The organism is Staphylococcus schleiferi, assembly GCF_025558325.1.
Classification (GTDB): Bacteria; Bacillota; Bacilli; order Staphylococcales; family Staphylococcaceae; genus Staphylococcus; species Staphylococcus schleiferi.
In genome coordinates, this window is sequence record NZ_CP094712.1 from 2,288,379 (window position 1) to 2,303,335 (window position 14,957).

Annotated in this window: 10 protein-coding genes; 3 read left to right on the forward strand and 7 right to left on the reverse strand. The window is 38.0% G+C overall.

All coding sequences use genetic code 11. The features are described 5' to 3' along the window. Window positions 1-58: 58 nt before the first annotated feature. From MUA40_RS10865 to budA, 3 genes are all read left to right on the forward strand, one after another. Window positions 59-1,225 carry a M20 family metallopeptidase gene (locus tag MUA40_RS10865; protein WP_167732856.1) on the forward strand — a complete coding sequence of 389 codons (1,167 nt, stop codon included), beginning with the start codon at window positions 59-61 and terminating at the stop codon, window positions 1,223-1,225. 515 nt (window positions 1,226-1,740) lie between these two features. Continuing rightward, the gene (alsS, locus tag MUA40_RS10870) at window positions 1,741-3,405 is read left to right on the forward strand and encodes an acetolactate synthase AlsS (protein WP_016424309.1); all 1,665 of its coding nucleotides are present in this window, start codon (window positions 1,741-1,743) and stop codon (window positions 3,403-3,405) included. Between the two features lie 31 nt (window positions 3,406-3,436). After that, a complete protein-coding gene (budA, locus tag MUA40_RS10875; protein ID WP_016424308.1) occupies window positions 3,437-4,141 on the forward strand; it encodes an acetolactate decarboxylase in 705 nt (234 codons plus the stop codon). 393 nt (window positions 4,142-4,534) lie between these two features. On the opposite strand, the gene MUA40_RS10880 is transcribed toward budA, so the two are convergent. The 7 genes from MUA40_RS10880 to rpoC all read right to left on the reverse strand — a co-directional run bounded on the left by MUA40_RS10880 (window position 4,535) and on the right by rpoC (window position 14,880). Further along, complete coding sequence (locus MUA40_RS10880) at window positions 4,535-5,584, reverse strand: PTS sugar transporter subunit IIC (RefSeq protein WP_016424307.1); 1,050 nt, start codon at window positions 5,582-5,584, stop codon at window positions 4,535-4,537. 505 nt (window positions 5,585-6,089) lie between these two features. Beyond that, the gene (gene tuf, locus MUA40_RS10885) at window positions 6,090-7,277 is read right to left on the reverse strand and encodes an elongation factor Tu (protein WP_016424306.1); all 1,188 of its coding nucleotides are present in this window, start codon (window positions 7,275-7,277) and stop codon (window positions 6,090-6,092) included. 183 nt (window positions 7,278-7,460) lie between these two features. After that, a complete protein-coding gene (gene fusA / locus MUA40_RS10890) occupies window positions 7,461-9,542 on the reverse strand; it encodes an elongation factor G (RefSeq protein ID WP_016424305.1) in 2,082 nt (693 codons plus the stop codon). A gap of 141 nt (window positions 9,543-9,683) precedes the next feature. Further along, complete coding sequence (rpsG, locus tag MUA40_RS10895; RefSeq protein WP_014614746.1) at window positions 9,684-10,154, reverse strand: 30S ribosomal protein S7; 471 nt, start codon at window positions 10,152-10,154, stop codon at window positions 9,684-9,686. Between the two features lie 82 nt (window positions 10,155-10,236). After that, window positions 10,237-10,650: a 30S ribosomal protein S12 gene (rpsL, locus tag MUA40_RS10900; protein WP_016424304.1), complete on the reverse strand. Its 414-nt coding sequence runs from the start codon at window positions 10,648-10,650 to the stop codon at window positions 10,237-10,239. A gap of 95 nt (window positions 10,651-10,745) precedes the next feature. Then, window positions 10,746-11,000, reverse strand: coding sequence for a ribosomal L7Ae/L30e/S12e/Gadd45 family protein (locus tag MUA40_RS10905; RefSeq protein WP_016424303.1), 255 nt, complete (start codon window positions 10,998-11,000; stop codon window positions 10,746-10,748). Window positions 11,001-11,259: 259 nt separating this feature from the next. Beyond that, the gene (gene rpoC, locus MUA40_RS10910) at window positions 11,260-14,880 is read right to left on the reverse strand and encodes a DNA-directed RNA polymerase subunit beta' (protein WP_016424302.1); all 3,621 of its coding nucleotides are present in this window, start codon (window positions 14,878-14,880) and stop codon (window positions 11,260-11,262) included. Window positions 14,881-14,957 lie beyond the last annotated feature (77 nt).

Consider the following 14,957-nt stretch of genomic DNA (forward strand, 5'->3'; position numbering starts at 1 on the left):
ACAAACTTAAAAGCAAGTGTATAATAAATGAAATAACTGCGAGTAAGGAGGGAGCATCGTGACTGATTGGTTCCAATTGGCTTATGAAAAAGAACAGGATATGATTGAAACACGCCGTTACCTTCATCAATATCCCGAATTGTCTTTTCAAGAAAAACATACCCATGATTATATTGTAGAGCGTCTCCAAAAATTAAACTTTCAAATTGATGCGCATGTAGGACAAAACGGTATATTAGCGCGTATATCAGGCGAAGAGCCCGGTCCTACAATTGCTTTGCGTGCTGATTTCGATGCACTACCTATCGAAGATTTAAAAGACGTCCCTTATCGTTCTAAAGTACCAGGTGTTATGCATGCCTGTGGTCATGATGGCCATACGTCTATATTATTAACCGTTGCGGAACTATTACACGCGCATCAATCGGAGTTAAAAGGAACGGTCGTTCTGATATTTCAATATGGCGAGGAATTAACACCGGGCGGCGCTCAAGAAATGATTGCAGACAATGCATTAATGGGCGTCGATAAAATCTATGGTAACCATTTGTGGACAGGCTACCCTACCGGCACGATTCATACACGACCCGGGCCTATGATGGCACAGCCAGATGAATTTCATATTACGCTCTTTGGTAAAGGTGGTCATGGCGCGAAACCTCATGAAACCATCGACCCCATCGTTATTTTGGCAGAATTCATTTTAAGTGCTCAAAAAATCGTCTCAAGAACGATAGACCCCGTCAAACAAGCAGTACTCTCTTTCGGTAAGATTGAAGCAGGAAACGCCGATAGCGTTATTCCTGATACGGCCACTTGCCAAGGCACTGTTCGAACTTTTGATTCTGAAGTTCAAACACACATCTATCATAAAATGGATAAGCTGCTTCAAGGACTCGCATTAGCAAACGATATCACTTATTCATTTGATTATATTAAAGGTTATTTACCTGTCTATAATCATGAAGCATCAGCAGAAACCGTTAAAAAGGCAGCCAATGCATTGAACTTTCGATACCATGACTCTGATCTCATGATGGTTGGAGAAGATTTCTCTTTTTATTTAAAAGCCAGACCCGGTGCTTTTTTCTTTACGGGTTGCGGTAACCCACAAAAAGAAACCGATTGGCCCCATCATAGTCCACACTTTGATATTGATGAAAGTGCGATGAAGTACGCCGTAAGTACATTCATGAAAATATTAGAACTTGAAGGCAACTTTTAGTTAAAGTTTCAAGTTGAGAGTATAAGCAATATAGAAAATCTTTTTGATAATGTTGTTACTTCTCAAACAACTAATCCAGGTGCACTATCGTACATTAATGGACAATTTCATATTTATAATGAGTTAGAAAGAAGAGGACAGTAATGATTTGATTGTCCTCTTTTTTACGTTTTATTCCCTCGTTAAAATGAACTTACTTTTATATCAAACTCCCTTTTACTTCATTTATTATTCTATATTTTTATTGTTGAAAAATTGATATTATCCAATAGCCAAAATTCATGTAACCGCTTAATACAAGTCATATCAACGACTTAATAAATTGATATTTTTAAAGTAACTATTTTCATCTAAATAATAAAAACATTGTTTTTGATTAAATTAGTTTTGTGTTCTAGACTTAAAATAGGCGTAAGTCATATGAGTGATCTATTTGATGCCTTGCTTATATATTTTAGGTATGAATCGTTCACTGATACTGACTTATCTTACATGATAAGGAAGGAATTGATAACATGACTCATCAAAACTATTCAGCTGCAGATATGGTGATTGATACTTTAAAACATCACGGTATTGACTATGTATTTGGTATACCGGGTGCAAAAATAGATTTTCTTTTTAATGCATTAAAAGATGATGGCCCTGAACTCATTGTTACGCGTCATGAGCAAAATGCTGCCATGATTGCTCAAGGAATTGGCCGATTAACTGGAAAGCCAGGGGTTGCCCTTGTAACAAGTGGACCAGGGGTGAGCAATCTTACTACTGGCCTTCTCACTGCAACTTCTGAAGGTGACCCTGTGCTTGCTATTGGTGGACAAGTTAAGCGTAATGACTTACTTCGTTTAACCCATCAAAGTGTGGACAATGCATCATTATTGAGATCTTCTACAAAATTCAGTGCGGAAGTTCAAGATCCTGAATCATTATCAGAAGTGATGACAAATGCGATTCGAGAAGCAACTTCTGGAAAAAATGGTGCAAGTTTTATCAGTATTCCACAAGACGTTATTAGTGCGCCAGTTCAAACAGAAGCAATCGCTGTTCCTCAAAAACCAAAATTAGGTGTTCCTGCAGAGGAAGACATTAAAAATATTGTCGAAGATTTAAAATCTGCACAATCACCTGTATTATTAGTGGGAATGCGTAGTTCTAGTGAAGCTGAGACACATGCGATTCGTCAACTTGTTGAAAAATCAAAATTACCTGTTGTTGAAACATTCCAAGGTGCAGGTGTCATTAGTCGTGAATTGGAGTCACACTTCTTTGGAAGAATAGGTTTATTTAGAAACCAAGTGGGTGATGAGCTTCTTAGAAAAAGTGATTTAGTTATCACAATTGGTTATGACCCAATTGAGTATGAAGCAAGTAACTGGAATAAAGAATTAGAGACTGAAATTATCAATATTGATGAAGTTCCTGCAGAAATCACAAACCATATGCAACCTAAAGCTGAATTGATTGGTAATATATCAGAAACAATTCAACTTATTTCTGAACATATTGATCATCCGATCTTAGACGAAGAAAAGTTACAAAAGCTCGATTCACTTAGAGATAATATATCTGAAGCAACAGGGATTAAAGCAACACATGTTGAAGGTGTCCTTCACCCTATCGAAATTATCGATGCGATGCAAAAAACAATTAGTGACGATTCAACAGTGACTGTCGATGTAGGAAGTCATTATATTTGGATGGCTAGAAAATTTAGAAGCTATAAACCACGTCATTTATTGTTCAGTAATGGGATGCAAACATTAGGTGTCGCTTTACCTTGGGCAATTGCTGCTGCACTCGTTAGACCTCATGAACGTGTAATCTCAGTTGCTGGAGATGGTGGCTTCCTATTTTCTGGTCAAGAACTTGAAACAGCAGTTCGTAAAAACCTTAATATTACACAATTGATTTGGAATGACGGACGTTATAATATGGTTGAATTCCAAGAGGAAATGAAATATCAACGTTCTGCAGGTGTTGAATTCGGGGAAGTTGACTTTGTCAAATACGCAGAGTCATTCGGAGCAAAAGGCGTTCGCGTCACTACACCAGCAGAATTAGAGCAAGCAATTAAAGAAAGTTATACGACAGAAGGACCTGTTTTAATTGATATTCCGGTCAATTATGCCGATAACATAAAATTATCAACAAATGTACTACCCGATGCATTAAATTAAACAGAAAAGAAAGCAAAGGAGTAATTCGAGTATGGCACACACATTATATCAACACGGTACTTTAGGTACGTTAATGGCGGGATTATTAGAAGGCACTATGAGTGTAAAAGAAGTACTGGAACATGGTGATTCTGGACTTGCAACATTAACAGGATCCGACGGTGAAGTGATTTTTCTAAATGGAGAAGCTTATCATGCAAATGAACATAAAGAGTTCGTTAAATTAAAAGGCGATGAAATGACGCCTTATGCAACAATTACACGCTTTTCTGCTGATGAAACTTACCAAACAGAAAATAAATCTTCTGAAGACGTGTTAGAAGAAGTGAAAACGCATATGCTAAGTGCAAATATGTTTTCATCTGTAAGAATTACAGGAACATTTAAAAAAATGCATGTGCGTATGATGCCTGGCCAAGAGCCACCTTATACACGTTTAATCAATTCTGCGCGTAGACAGCCAGAACAAACAGAAGAAAATATTCAAGGAACGCTTATTGGCTTTTTTACACCTGAACTCTTTCATGGGATAGGTTCTGGAGGATTTCATATCCATTTTGCTGATGATGCCCGTCAGTTTGGTGGACATGTCCTCGATTTTGAAGTCGACCATGTTACAGTTGAAATTCAAAACTTCGAAAATTTTGAGCAACATTTCCCAGTTCATAATCGTACATTTACAGAAACTGAAATAGATTATAACGATATTGCTGATGAAATTAGAGAAGCTGAATAAACCCTAAAAGTGGCTTATTCATTTAAATCTAATTAACCATAGAAGACGAGATTGAGCATTGTATTTAAACAGTATGTTGCTCGATCTTCGTCATCCTTACTTAAAGAGGGGATGAAATATCATCATATTCATATGTGCTCACTCGCGCTAGGCTTGGGAGACTGTTAGTGATTGAATATGATACCCCTCTTTTTTATAAATGATTAAAAGTTATATGCACTGTTTTTTGTAATCTATTTTAAGCCAATTACAAATGATTAAGGAGGCAGACTTCAACGTCTTGCCTTCTTATTTTTTATAAGTTAAAACCAATGTCCCCTCCTCCCTTTTTATATTTTATTGTATAGGTTGAAACGATTTTCAATTGATTAGGTCAGTTCTTCAGCTAATACTTTAAATATTCAAACGATAATCTTCAGGTTTCACAATAGGGACCACACGCATAAAGAGATATTTAAATAAGAAATTGAATCCAACCGGCGCAATAATAAAAGCAACTAACATTTTTATAAAATTAGTTATATTCCAACCACCGTCTACTAAATTTAAGTAATTAATGGGTCCAACTAAGCCACTAAATCCAAAACCTGCACTCATAGGTGTGCCAATAATATTTAATAGAGAGGCAATCAGACCGCAACAAGCCGCTGTACATACAATGGGTAGTAAAATAATGGGCTTTTGCGCTGCATTCGCCATCGACATTTTAGGCGATCCAATAAAATGTGCCACACTTGTTCCTTTCGTATTAACTGACCAACCTAATATCGCAAATCCAAAACCAGCTGCACAAATACCAATATTTGCTGCACCTGCACCAATGCCTGAAATTGAAATCGCAAGCGAAATACCTACAGTTGTAATCGGCGACACAATCATTATGCTAAATATCACTGCTATGATGATACACATTACGACTGCCTGAAGGCTCAACAGGGCTGCGACGCCATGTCCAATCCATGTGGTGATTTGCATGACATACGGCAACATCAAGCGTCCAATAAAGCCAACACCTACGAGTAATATAAGTGGTATCACTAAAATCGTATAGGCTTTTAACTTATCACCAATAAACAAAATCACAGCCGCTCCTAATGCTGCTGTCAGTCCCATATTGATCACATCACCCGTACCTTTAAGGATAATCATACCTTCTTTTCCAAATTGTGCTGCACCTGATGCAAACATCGTCGCTAATCCTAATGCTGTAGCTTGTATTGGATTAAATTTAAAATTTAAGCCGGTTAATACACCTACAACAAGTCCCATCATTGCATTAGACAATGCTAAAGCCCCTACAATAGGTTTCAAAAATGGCAGAACAGGCACTAATACTTTCATTAACTCCCCTAGTAATGCACCTGGAATAAGTACAACGACGACACCAATAGCCATGCCATTCAAAATATTCATTACAAATTGCTTTGCTGTCAAATTCTCCATGGTTTTCCCACTTTCCAATTCAAATTAAATAGTTCAATTTATCCCATCTTATACACAACACACTCAACGGAGTCATATCCCGCAATCAAAAGTGAAGTGGGAATATTTAGATAATTTCCATCATACACGCTTTAACGCTTAAAAGCAATAAATTTCGGGCAAAAGTGTACTTTTGAATTAATAGAATACTTTTACCAATAAGATGCCATTGATCTTTCAATTCAACGCAAAGCAGTAGACACTTATATATCATCAAGAAAAAATAGTTATTTTTAGCATTACTCTCTAGATAAGCTAGCTTTTTATTGTTTTACTTCTATAAATAGTTTAGTAGTGCATTGTAACATTTTATGTATGAATCATTTTGAAACGCAACAAAAAAGAGATTAAGTAACGCGATGCTACTTAACCTCTTTATTTTGCTTATCAATCCGATTTGACAGAGCGCCAATATAAAAGAGCTAACCCAACAGGGCTAGCTCTTTTATCTCATCAAATAGATGAATTATTTTTCGATTTCAGTAACAACGCCTGATCCTACAGTACGTCCACCTTCACGAATTGAGAAACGAGTACCGTCTTCGATAGCGATTGGTGAAATTAATTCAACTTCCATTTCAACGTTATCGCCAGGCATAACCATTTCAGTACCTTCTGGTAAGTGAACAACGCCAGTTACGTCAGTAGTACGGAAATAGAATTGTGGGCGGTAGTTAGAGAAGAATGGTGTGTGACGACCACCTTCGTCTTTAGATAATACGTAAACTTCTGCTTTAAACTTTGTGTGTGGTGTAATTGAACCAGGAGCAGCTAATACTTGACCACGGTTGATGTCTTCACGTGCAACACCACGTAATAAAGCACCAATGTTGTCACCAGCTTCAGCGTAGTCTAATAATTTACGGAACATTTCTACACCAGTAACAGTTGTTTTAGAAGATTCTTCAGCTAAACCGATGATTTCAACTTCTTCACCAACTTTGATTTGACCACGTTCAACACGACCAGTAGCAACTGTACCACGACCAGTGATTGAGAATACGTCCTCAACTGGCATCATGAATGGTTTGTCTGAGTCACGTTCTGGAGTTGGAATGTAATCATCAACAGCTTGCATTAATTCTAAGATTTTTTCTTCGTATTCTGGTTCGCCTTCTAAAGCTTTTAATGCTGAACCAGCGATTACAGGTACATCATCACCTGGGAAGTCGTATTCAGATAATAAGTCACGAACTTCCATTTCAACTAATTCTAATAATTCTTCATCGTCAACCATGTCAACTTTGTTTAAGAATACAACTAATGCTGGTACACCAACGTTACGTGATAAAAGGATGTGTTCACGAGTTTGTGGCATTGGACCGTCAGCAGCAGATACTACTAAGATACCACCGTCCATTTGAGCAGCACCAGTGATCATGTTTTTAACATAGTCAGCGTGTCCAGGACAGTCAACGTGTGCATAGTGACGTTTGTCTGTTTGGTATTCGATGTGTGAAGTATTGATTGTGATACCACGTTCTTTTTCTTCTGGTGCGTTGTCAATCATGTCGTATGATTGTGCAACAGAGTCACCATTTTTAGCTAATACAGTTGCGATAGCAGCTGTTAAAGTAGTTTTACCATGGTCAACGTGACCGATAGTACCAATATTGGCATGTTCTTTTGAGCGATCGAATTTTTCTTTTGCCATTATGAAATCTCTCCTCTTTGAATAAGAATTAATATTTTAAATATCTCTCATGAAAGTTACTCACCAACATGAGATAGATAATGATATTTCCTTTATAAATCATTTTACTGAAAAAATCAATTTATAAACAAGGCTTGCCCTTAGTCATATTAACATGATTCGCGCTAATTTGTAATGATTGAATTACTCGCCTTTGTTCTTTTTGATGATTTCTTCAGAGATTGATTTTGGCACCTCTGCATAGTGATCGAAGTACATTGTATAAGTACCGCGACCTTGCGTGTTAGAACGTAATGAAGTTGCGTAACCGAACATTTCTGAAAGTGGTACATAAGCGTTTACCACTTGTGCGTTACCACGTGGTTCCATACCATCTACACGTCCACGACGCGCAGTAACGTCACCCATGATATCACCCATGTATTCTTCAGGCATTTCGATAGTTACTTTCATCATTGGTTCTAAGATAACTGGATCACATTTTTTAGCAGCTTCTTTAAGCGCTAAAGATGCAGCAATTTTGAAGGCCATTTCAGATGAGTCGACATCGTGGTATGAACCGTCAAATAATTTTGCTTTAACATCGATTAATGGGTAACCAGCTAAGACACCATTTTCCATAGCATCTTTAAGACCTTGTTCAACTGATGGAATGTATTCACGAGGAACTACACCACCAACGATAGCATTTTCGAATTCGAAACCTGCACCTGTTTCGTTTGGTGTGAATTCAATGTGTACATCACCGTATTGACCACGACCACCAGATTGACGAGAGAATTTACCTTGAACTGCAGCAGATTGTCTGAATGTCTCACGGTAAGACACCATTGGCGCACCTACGTTAGCTTCAACGTTAAATTCTTTTTTCATACGGTCAACAATGATGTCAAGGTGAAGTTCACCCATACCACCAATGATAACTTGACCTGTTTCTTCATCTGTATGCGCTTTGAAAGTTGGGTCTTCTTCTTGAAGTTTCACAAGCGCTTGAGTCATTTTATCTTGGTCAGCTTTAGATTTTGGTTCAACTGATAAGTGGATAACTGGCTCTGGGAATTCCATTGACTCAAGGATGATGTCATTTTTCTCTCCACAAAGCGTGTCACCTGTACCAGTATCTTTAAGACCTACAGCAGCTGCGATATCACCAGAATATACAGTGCTGATTTCTTGACGTGAGTTTGCGTGCATTTGAAGGATACGACCTACACGTTCACGTTTGTCTTTTGTTGAGTTTTTAACATAAGAACCTGAAGTTAAAGTACCTGAGTATACGCGGAAGAATGTTAACTTACCAACGTATGGGTCAGTCATAACTTTAAATGCAAGTGCAGCGAAGTCAGCATCGTCGTCTGCTTTCGCAATCACTTCTTCATCAGGATCGTCCGCACGATGACCAATGATTGGTTTAACATCTAACGGAGAAGGAAGGTAGTCAATAACAGCATCAAGCATTAATTGAACACCTTTGTTTTTGAACGCTGTACCACATAATACAGGGTAGAATTCAACGTCTGTTGTTGCTTTACGAATCGCGTCTTTAAGTTCGTCAACAGTGATTTCTTCTTCACTGAAGATTTTTTCCATTAAGTCGTCGTTTGTTTCAGCAACAGCTTCGATTAATGTTTCACGTGCTTCTTCTGCACGTTCACGGTAGTCTTCAGGAATTTCAGTTTCTTCAATTTCTGTTCCTAAATCATTTGTGTATTTGAAACATTTCATTGTAACTAAGTCGATGATGGCATTGAAGTCATCTTCTGCACCAATTGGTAATTGGATTGGTGCTGCGTTTGCTTGTAAACGATCATGTAAAGTGCTTACTGCATAATCAAAGTTAGCACCTAATTTGTCCATTTTGTTTACGAATACGATACGTGGTACGCCGTATGTTGTTGCTTGACGCCAAACTGTTTCAGTTTGAGGTTCAACACCTGATTGCGCATCTAATACTGTCACTGCACCATCAAGTACACGTAAAGAACGTTCAACTTCAACAGTGAAGTCTACGTGTCCTGGTGTGTCGATGATGTTAACACGGTGACCATTCCATGCTGCAGTTGTAGCGGCTGAAGTAATCGTAATACCACGGTCTTGTTCTTGTTCCATCCAGTCCATTTGTGAAGCACCTTCATGTGTTTCACCAATTTTGTGGATACGTCCAGTGTAATAAAGAATACGTTCAGTAGTAGTCGTTTTACCCGCATCAATGTGTGCCATGATACCGATATTACGCGTGTTTTTCAAAGAAAATTCTCTTCCCATGGGTATTCTTTCTCCTTCCAGAATAATAGGATAATATATTTAGATATAGCTTTACCCTAAGCACGTACAGCTCTCTCAAACAAGCAAAATGCAAGTTGATTGTTACTGATACTGGAATTGCTCAGGGAATTAGCACATATCTTACCAGCGATAGTGAGCGAATGCTTTGTTCGCTTCAGCCATTTTGTGAGTGTCCTCACGTTTCTTAACTGCACCACCAGTATTGTTTGCTGCGTCTAAGATTTCGTTAGCTAAACGCTCTTCCATCGTTTTTTCACCACGAAGGCGCGCATAGTTTACTAACCAACGTAAACCTAAAGTTGTACGACGCTCTGGACGAACCTCTACAGGCACTTGATAGTTTGAACCACCTACACGGCGAGCTTTAACTTCAAGTACTGGCATAATATTGTTAATTGCTTCATCGAAAACTTCCATAGCATCGCGACCTGAACGTTCTTGAACTAGGTCGAACGCTGAATAAAGAATACGTTGAGCAGTTCCACGTTTACCATCTAACATAATCTTGTTGATTAATTTTGTTACTAACTTAGAGTTGTGAATTGGATCCGGTAACACATCTCTTTTAGGTACTGATCCTTTACGAGGCATAATACAAGTCCTCCCTTCCTATTATAGTATATTTATATTCTATCAGTCATGATTAAAAGGCTGATTTTACAATCTTTTAACCTTATTTTTTAGGTTTTTTAGTACCGTATAATGAACGGCTTTGCATACGACCATCAACACCAGATGTATCTAACGCACCACGTACGATATGGTAACGCACACCAGGTAAGTCTTTTACACGTCCACCACGTACAAGTACAACACTGTGCTCTTGTAAGTTGTGTCCGATACCAGGGATGTATGCGTTGATTTCAATGTTGTTTGATAAACGCACACGTGCATATTTACGTAACGCTGAGTTAGGTTTTTTAGGTGTCATAGTACCCACACGTGTACATACGCCACGTTTTTGTGGAGAATTCAATTTAGTGAATTGTTTCTTTTGACTATTGAAACCTCTATTTAAAGCTGGTGAGTCTGATTTTTGAGTTTTGCTTTTTCTTGGTTTACGTACTAATTGGTTAATAGTAGGCATTTCAAGTTTCCTCCTCTCTTCATTTCTTAATCCCACACATCCAGGTGGTTCATTTTTAGGTTAAATAAAATTTAGTAAGCAAAAACTTACTAATCTCATTTGAGCAAAGCAACAACCGTTGCTTTTACATTTATACCAACATATTCTCCCAATGCTTTGCGGCTTGGAAAGAATTCGATAGGTATCTTATTTTGATTGGCAAAGCATAACACGCGTGCTAAGAGATGCACATTAACATCTTCACCGATAATCAATGTTTTTACACGTTGTTTTTGAAGCGCTTTTAGCGTTTCTTTTAAACCAACAACGTAGGCTTGTTTGTTTAAGCGTGTGACTTTTTCATTAGACATTTACATATCCTCCAAAGTACTTGCTTGCATCAACCTTTACTATATTATCATTTTCATAAATGCTTCGTCAACTGTTATTCACAATAAATATTGATTTTTAGAGACTTATGAATACCTGTCAATCTTATATTGGGGATGCAGGCAGTCTGATTTCAATATTGTATACACGATATCGAAATCAGCCCCTACCTTTTATTTCTGTCAATACAGATCATATATTGACATATCCCAATATTACAACTTACTTCAATGATTCTAATTAGTCGATAATGACTTGCTCTTCAAGGCCTTGTTGTGGCGCTTCATCTTTTTCAATATCAACTTTACTGTAGCGTTTCATACCCGTACCTGCAGGAATTAATTTACCAATGATAACATTTTCTTTAAGTCCGAGTAAGTCATCACGTTTACCTTTAATCGCAGCATCTGTAAGAACACGTGTTGTTTCTTGGAAGGATGCCGCTGACAAGAAGCTTTCTGTTTCAAGAGAAGCTTTTGTAATACCTAATAAGACTGGTTTCGCAGTCGCAGGACGCTTACGTTCTTTAAAGGCTTCGCGGTTCGCATCTGTAAAGTTATGGATATCAACAAGTGATCCTGGTAATAATTTCGTGTCACCCGCTTCAATGATACGAACTTTACGTAACATTTGACGTACCATGACCTCAACGTGTTTATCGTCGATTTCTACACCTTGCATACGATAAACTTTTTGAACTTCTTTAAGCAAGTATTCTTCTGTCGCTGTTAAACCAGCAACTGCAAGGAAGTTTTTCGGCTCAATTGAACCTTCCGTTAATACTTCACCACGTTCTACGGATTGGCCAATTTCTACTTTCAAGCGTGATGTACCAGAGGCAAGATATGAGCGTGTTTCGTTCGCACCTTTAACAACGATTTCTTGTTGTCTATCTTTGCCAACTGTGATGTTATCAATCACACCTTCAATTTCAGTAATAACGGCTTGACCTTTAGGATTACGCGCTTCGAAAATCTCTTGGATACGTGGTAAACCTTGTGTAATATCACTACCAGCAACCCCGCCTGTGTGGAATGTACGCATTGTTAATTGTGTACCAGGTTCACCGATAGATTGTGCAGCGATTGTACCTACTGCTTCACCAACTTCGACTTTTTCACCTGTTGCCAAGTTTTTACCATAACATTTTTCACAGACACCATGTCTTGTGTTACATGTAAATGCAGAGCGGATATACATTTCTTCAATACCAGCATCCGTAATTTCTTTAGCGATTTCTGGTGTAATTAATTCGTCTGGACGAATGATAATTTTATCTGTCTCAGGATGACGTACAGTTTCTTTTGAATAACGACCTTCGATACGTTCAATAAATGGTTCGATCATTTCAGTACCTTCTTTAATATCTGAAACGAGTAAGCCACGGTCTGTACCACAGTCTTCTTCACGAACAATGACATCTTGTGCAACGTCAACAAGACGACGTGTCAAGTAACCAGAGTCAGCAGTTTTCAGTGCTGTATCGGCAAGACCTTTACGCGCACCGTGAGTAGAGATAAAGTACTCTAATACCGTTAAACCTTCACGGAATGATGAAGTGATTGGAAGTTCGATGATTTTACCAGATGGTGCGGCCATTAAACCACGCATACCTGCAAGTTGCGTAAAGTTAGATGCGTTACCACGGGCACCTGAGTCACTCATCATGAAGATTGGGTTCGTTTTATCAAGTGATTTCATCAATTTAGCTTGGATTTTATCTTTTGCATTTGTCCAAATTTCAATAACCGCATTATAACGTTCTTCTTCTGTTAATAAACCACGGTTGAATTGTTTTTGAACGCGCTCAACTAATTTTTCTGATTCATCCAAGATTTCTTGTTTATCTGGTAATACAACAATGTCTGCTACACCTACTGTAATACCTGCTTTTGATGAATACTTAAATCCTAAGTCTTTCATCAAGTCAAGCATCATAGACGTATCTGTAATGCTAAAGCGATTGAACACTTCTGCGATAATATTACCCAAGAATTTTTTGTTGAATGGTGGAACAAGTTCAGTATTTTCAAAGTACTCAGCTAGACCACCTTCACCAAGTTCTGATGGATCAACAAAGTATTTATCTGGTGTGTTTTTCTCAAGGTTCGTTGCTGTTGGCTCGTTAATGTACGCAAATGAGTCCGGAATAATTTCGTTAAAGATGACTTTACCTACAGATGTCGCTAAAATTTTGTTATTTTGTTCCTCAGTAAATGTAGGGTTGTTGAATGAAGAAGCTTGGACACCAATACGTGTGTGTAAATGTACATGACCATTCGCATAAGCTTTGATGACTTCATTCGTATCGTTAAACATCATTCCTGTATTCACAGCGTCTTTACGTTCTAATGTTAAGTAATAGTTACCTAATACCATGTCTTGTGATGGTGTTACGACTGGTTTACCATCTTTAGGGTTTAGGATGTTTTGTGCAGCAAGCATTAACATACGTGCTTCAGCTTGTGCTTCTTTAGATAATGGAACGTGAACCGCCATTTGGTCACCGTCAAAGTCTGCGTTATAGGCAGTTGTAACAAGTGGGTGCAAACGAATCGCACGGCCTTCAACTAATGTAGGTTCGAACGCTTGGATACCTAATCTGTGCAATGTTGGCGCACGGTTTAAAAGTACAGGGTGTTCAATAATAACATCTTCTAAAACGTCCCAAACTTCGTCTTCAGTACGCTCAATTTTACTTTTAGCATTTTTGATGTTTGTCGCAATTTCACGTTGTACTAATTCTTTCATTACAAACGGTTTGAACAATTCTAATGCCATTTCTTTCGGTAAACCACATTGGTACATTTTTAAGTTTGGACCTACTGCGATAACTGAACGACCTGAATAGTCTACACGTTTACCTAACAAGTTTTGACGGAAACGACCTTGTTTCCCTTTTAACATATGTGAAAGTGATTTTAATGGACGGTTACCTGGTCCTGTTACAGGACGACCACGACGACCGTTATCAATTAACGCATCTACAGCTTCTTGTAACATACGTTTTTCGTTTTGAACGATGATGCCAGGCGCACCTAAATCTAACAAACGTTTTAAACGATTGTTACGGTTAATAACACGACGGTATAAGTCGTTCAAATCACTTGTAGCAAAACGACCACCATCAAGTTGAACCATTGGACGAATCTCAGGTGGAATAATTGGAAGTACGTCTAAAATCATCCAAGCTGGGTTGTTACCAGAGTTACGGAATGATTCAACAACTTCTAAGCGTTTGATAGCACGTGTTAAACGTTGACCAGTTGCAGATTCTAATTCGTCACGTAATACTTTTAATTCTTGATCTAAATCAATCTCATCTAATAAATCTTTAATCCCTTCAGCACCCATTTTTGCAGTAAATTGACCAGGGAATTTATCATAATATTCACGGAATTCTGCTTCAGAAAGCAATGTTTTCTTTTCTAAGCCTGTTGGTCCTGGATCCACAACGACATAAGAAGCAAAATAAATAACTTCTTCTAACGCACGTGGTGACATGTCTAATAAAAGACCCATACGACTTGGAATCCCTTTAAAATACCAAATATGCGAAACTGGAGCTGCTAACTCAATGTGACCCATACGTTCACGACGTACTTTTGATTTTGTCACTTCTACACCACATCGGTCACAAATCATACCTTTGTAACGTACACGTTTATACTTCCCACAACTACATTCCCAGTCTTTAGTAGGTCCGAAAATTCTTTCACAGAATAGACCATCTTTTTCTGGTTTTAAAGTACGATAGTTAATTGTTTCTGGTTTTTTGACCTCACCATATGACCAAGAGCGGATTTTTTCAGGTGAAGCGAGTCCTATTTTCATGTAATGGAATTTATTTACATCAATCAAGGAGCCTACCTCCTTTAGTTTAAATTAGCTGTGCTAGTTGATTGATTCACACGATTTCATAATATATTAAAGCAATG

Excerpts from the sequence above, each read along its gene's own strand:
- MUA40_RS10905 (WP_016424303.1), bottom strand. The coding sequence starts at position 11,000 with ATGTCTAATGAAAAAGTCACACGCTTAAACAAACAAGCCTACGTTGTT.
- budA (WP_016424308.1), top strand. The coding sequence starts at position 3,437 with ATGGCACACACATTATATCAACACGGTACTTTAGGTACGTTAATGGCG.
- rpsL (WP_016424304.1), bottom strand. The coding sequence starts at position 10,650 with ATGCCTACTATTAACCAATTAGTACGTAAACCAAGAAAAAGCAAAACT.
- tuf (WP_016424306.1), bottom strand. The coding sequence starts at position 7,277 with ATGGCAAAAGAAAAATTCGATCGCTCAAAAGAACATGCCAATATTGGT.
- MUA40_RS10880 (WP_016424307.1), bottom strand. The coding sequence starts at position 5,584 with ATGGAGAATTTGACAGCAAAGCAATTTGTAATGAATATTTTGAATGGC.
- fusA (WP_016424305.1), bottom strand. The coding sequence starts at position 9,542 with ATGGGAAGAGAATTTTCTTTGAAAAACACGCGTAATATCGGTATCATG.
- rpsG (WP_014614746.1), bottom strand. The coding sequence starts at position 10,154 with ATGCCTCGTAAAGGATCAGTACCTAAAAGAGATGTGTTACCGGATCCA.
- alsS (WP_016424309.1), top strand. The coding sequence starts at position 1,741 with ATGACTCATCAAAACTATTCAGCTGCAGATATGGTGATTGATACTTTA.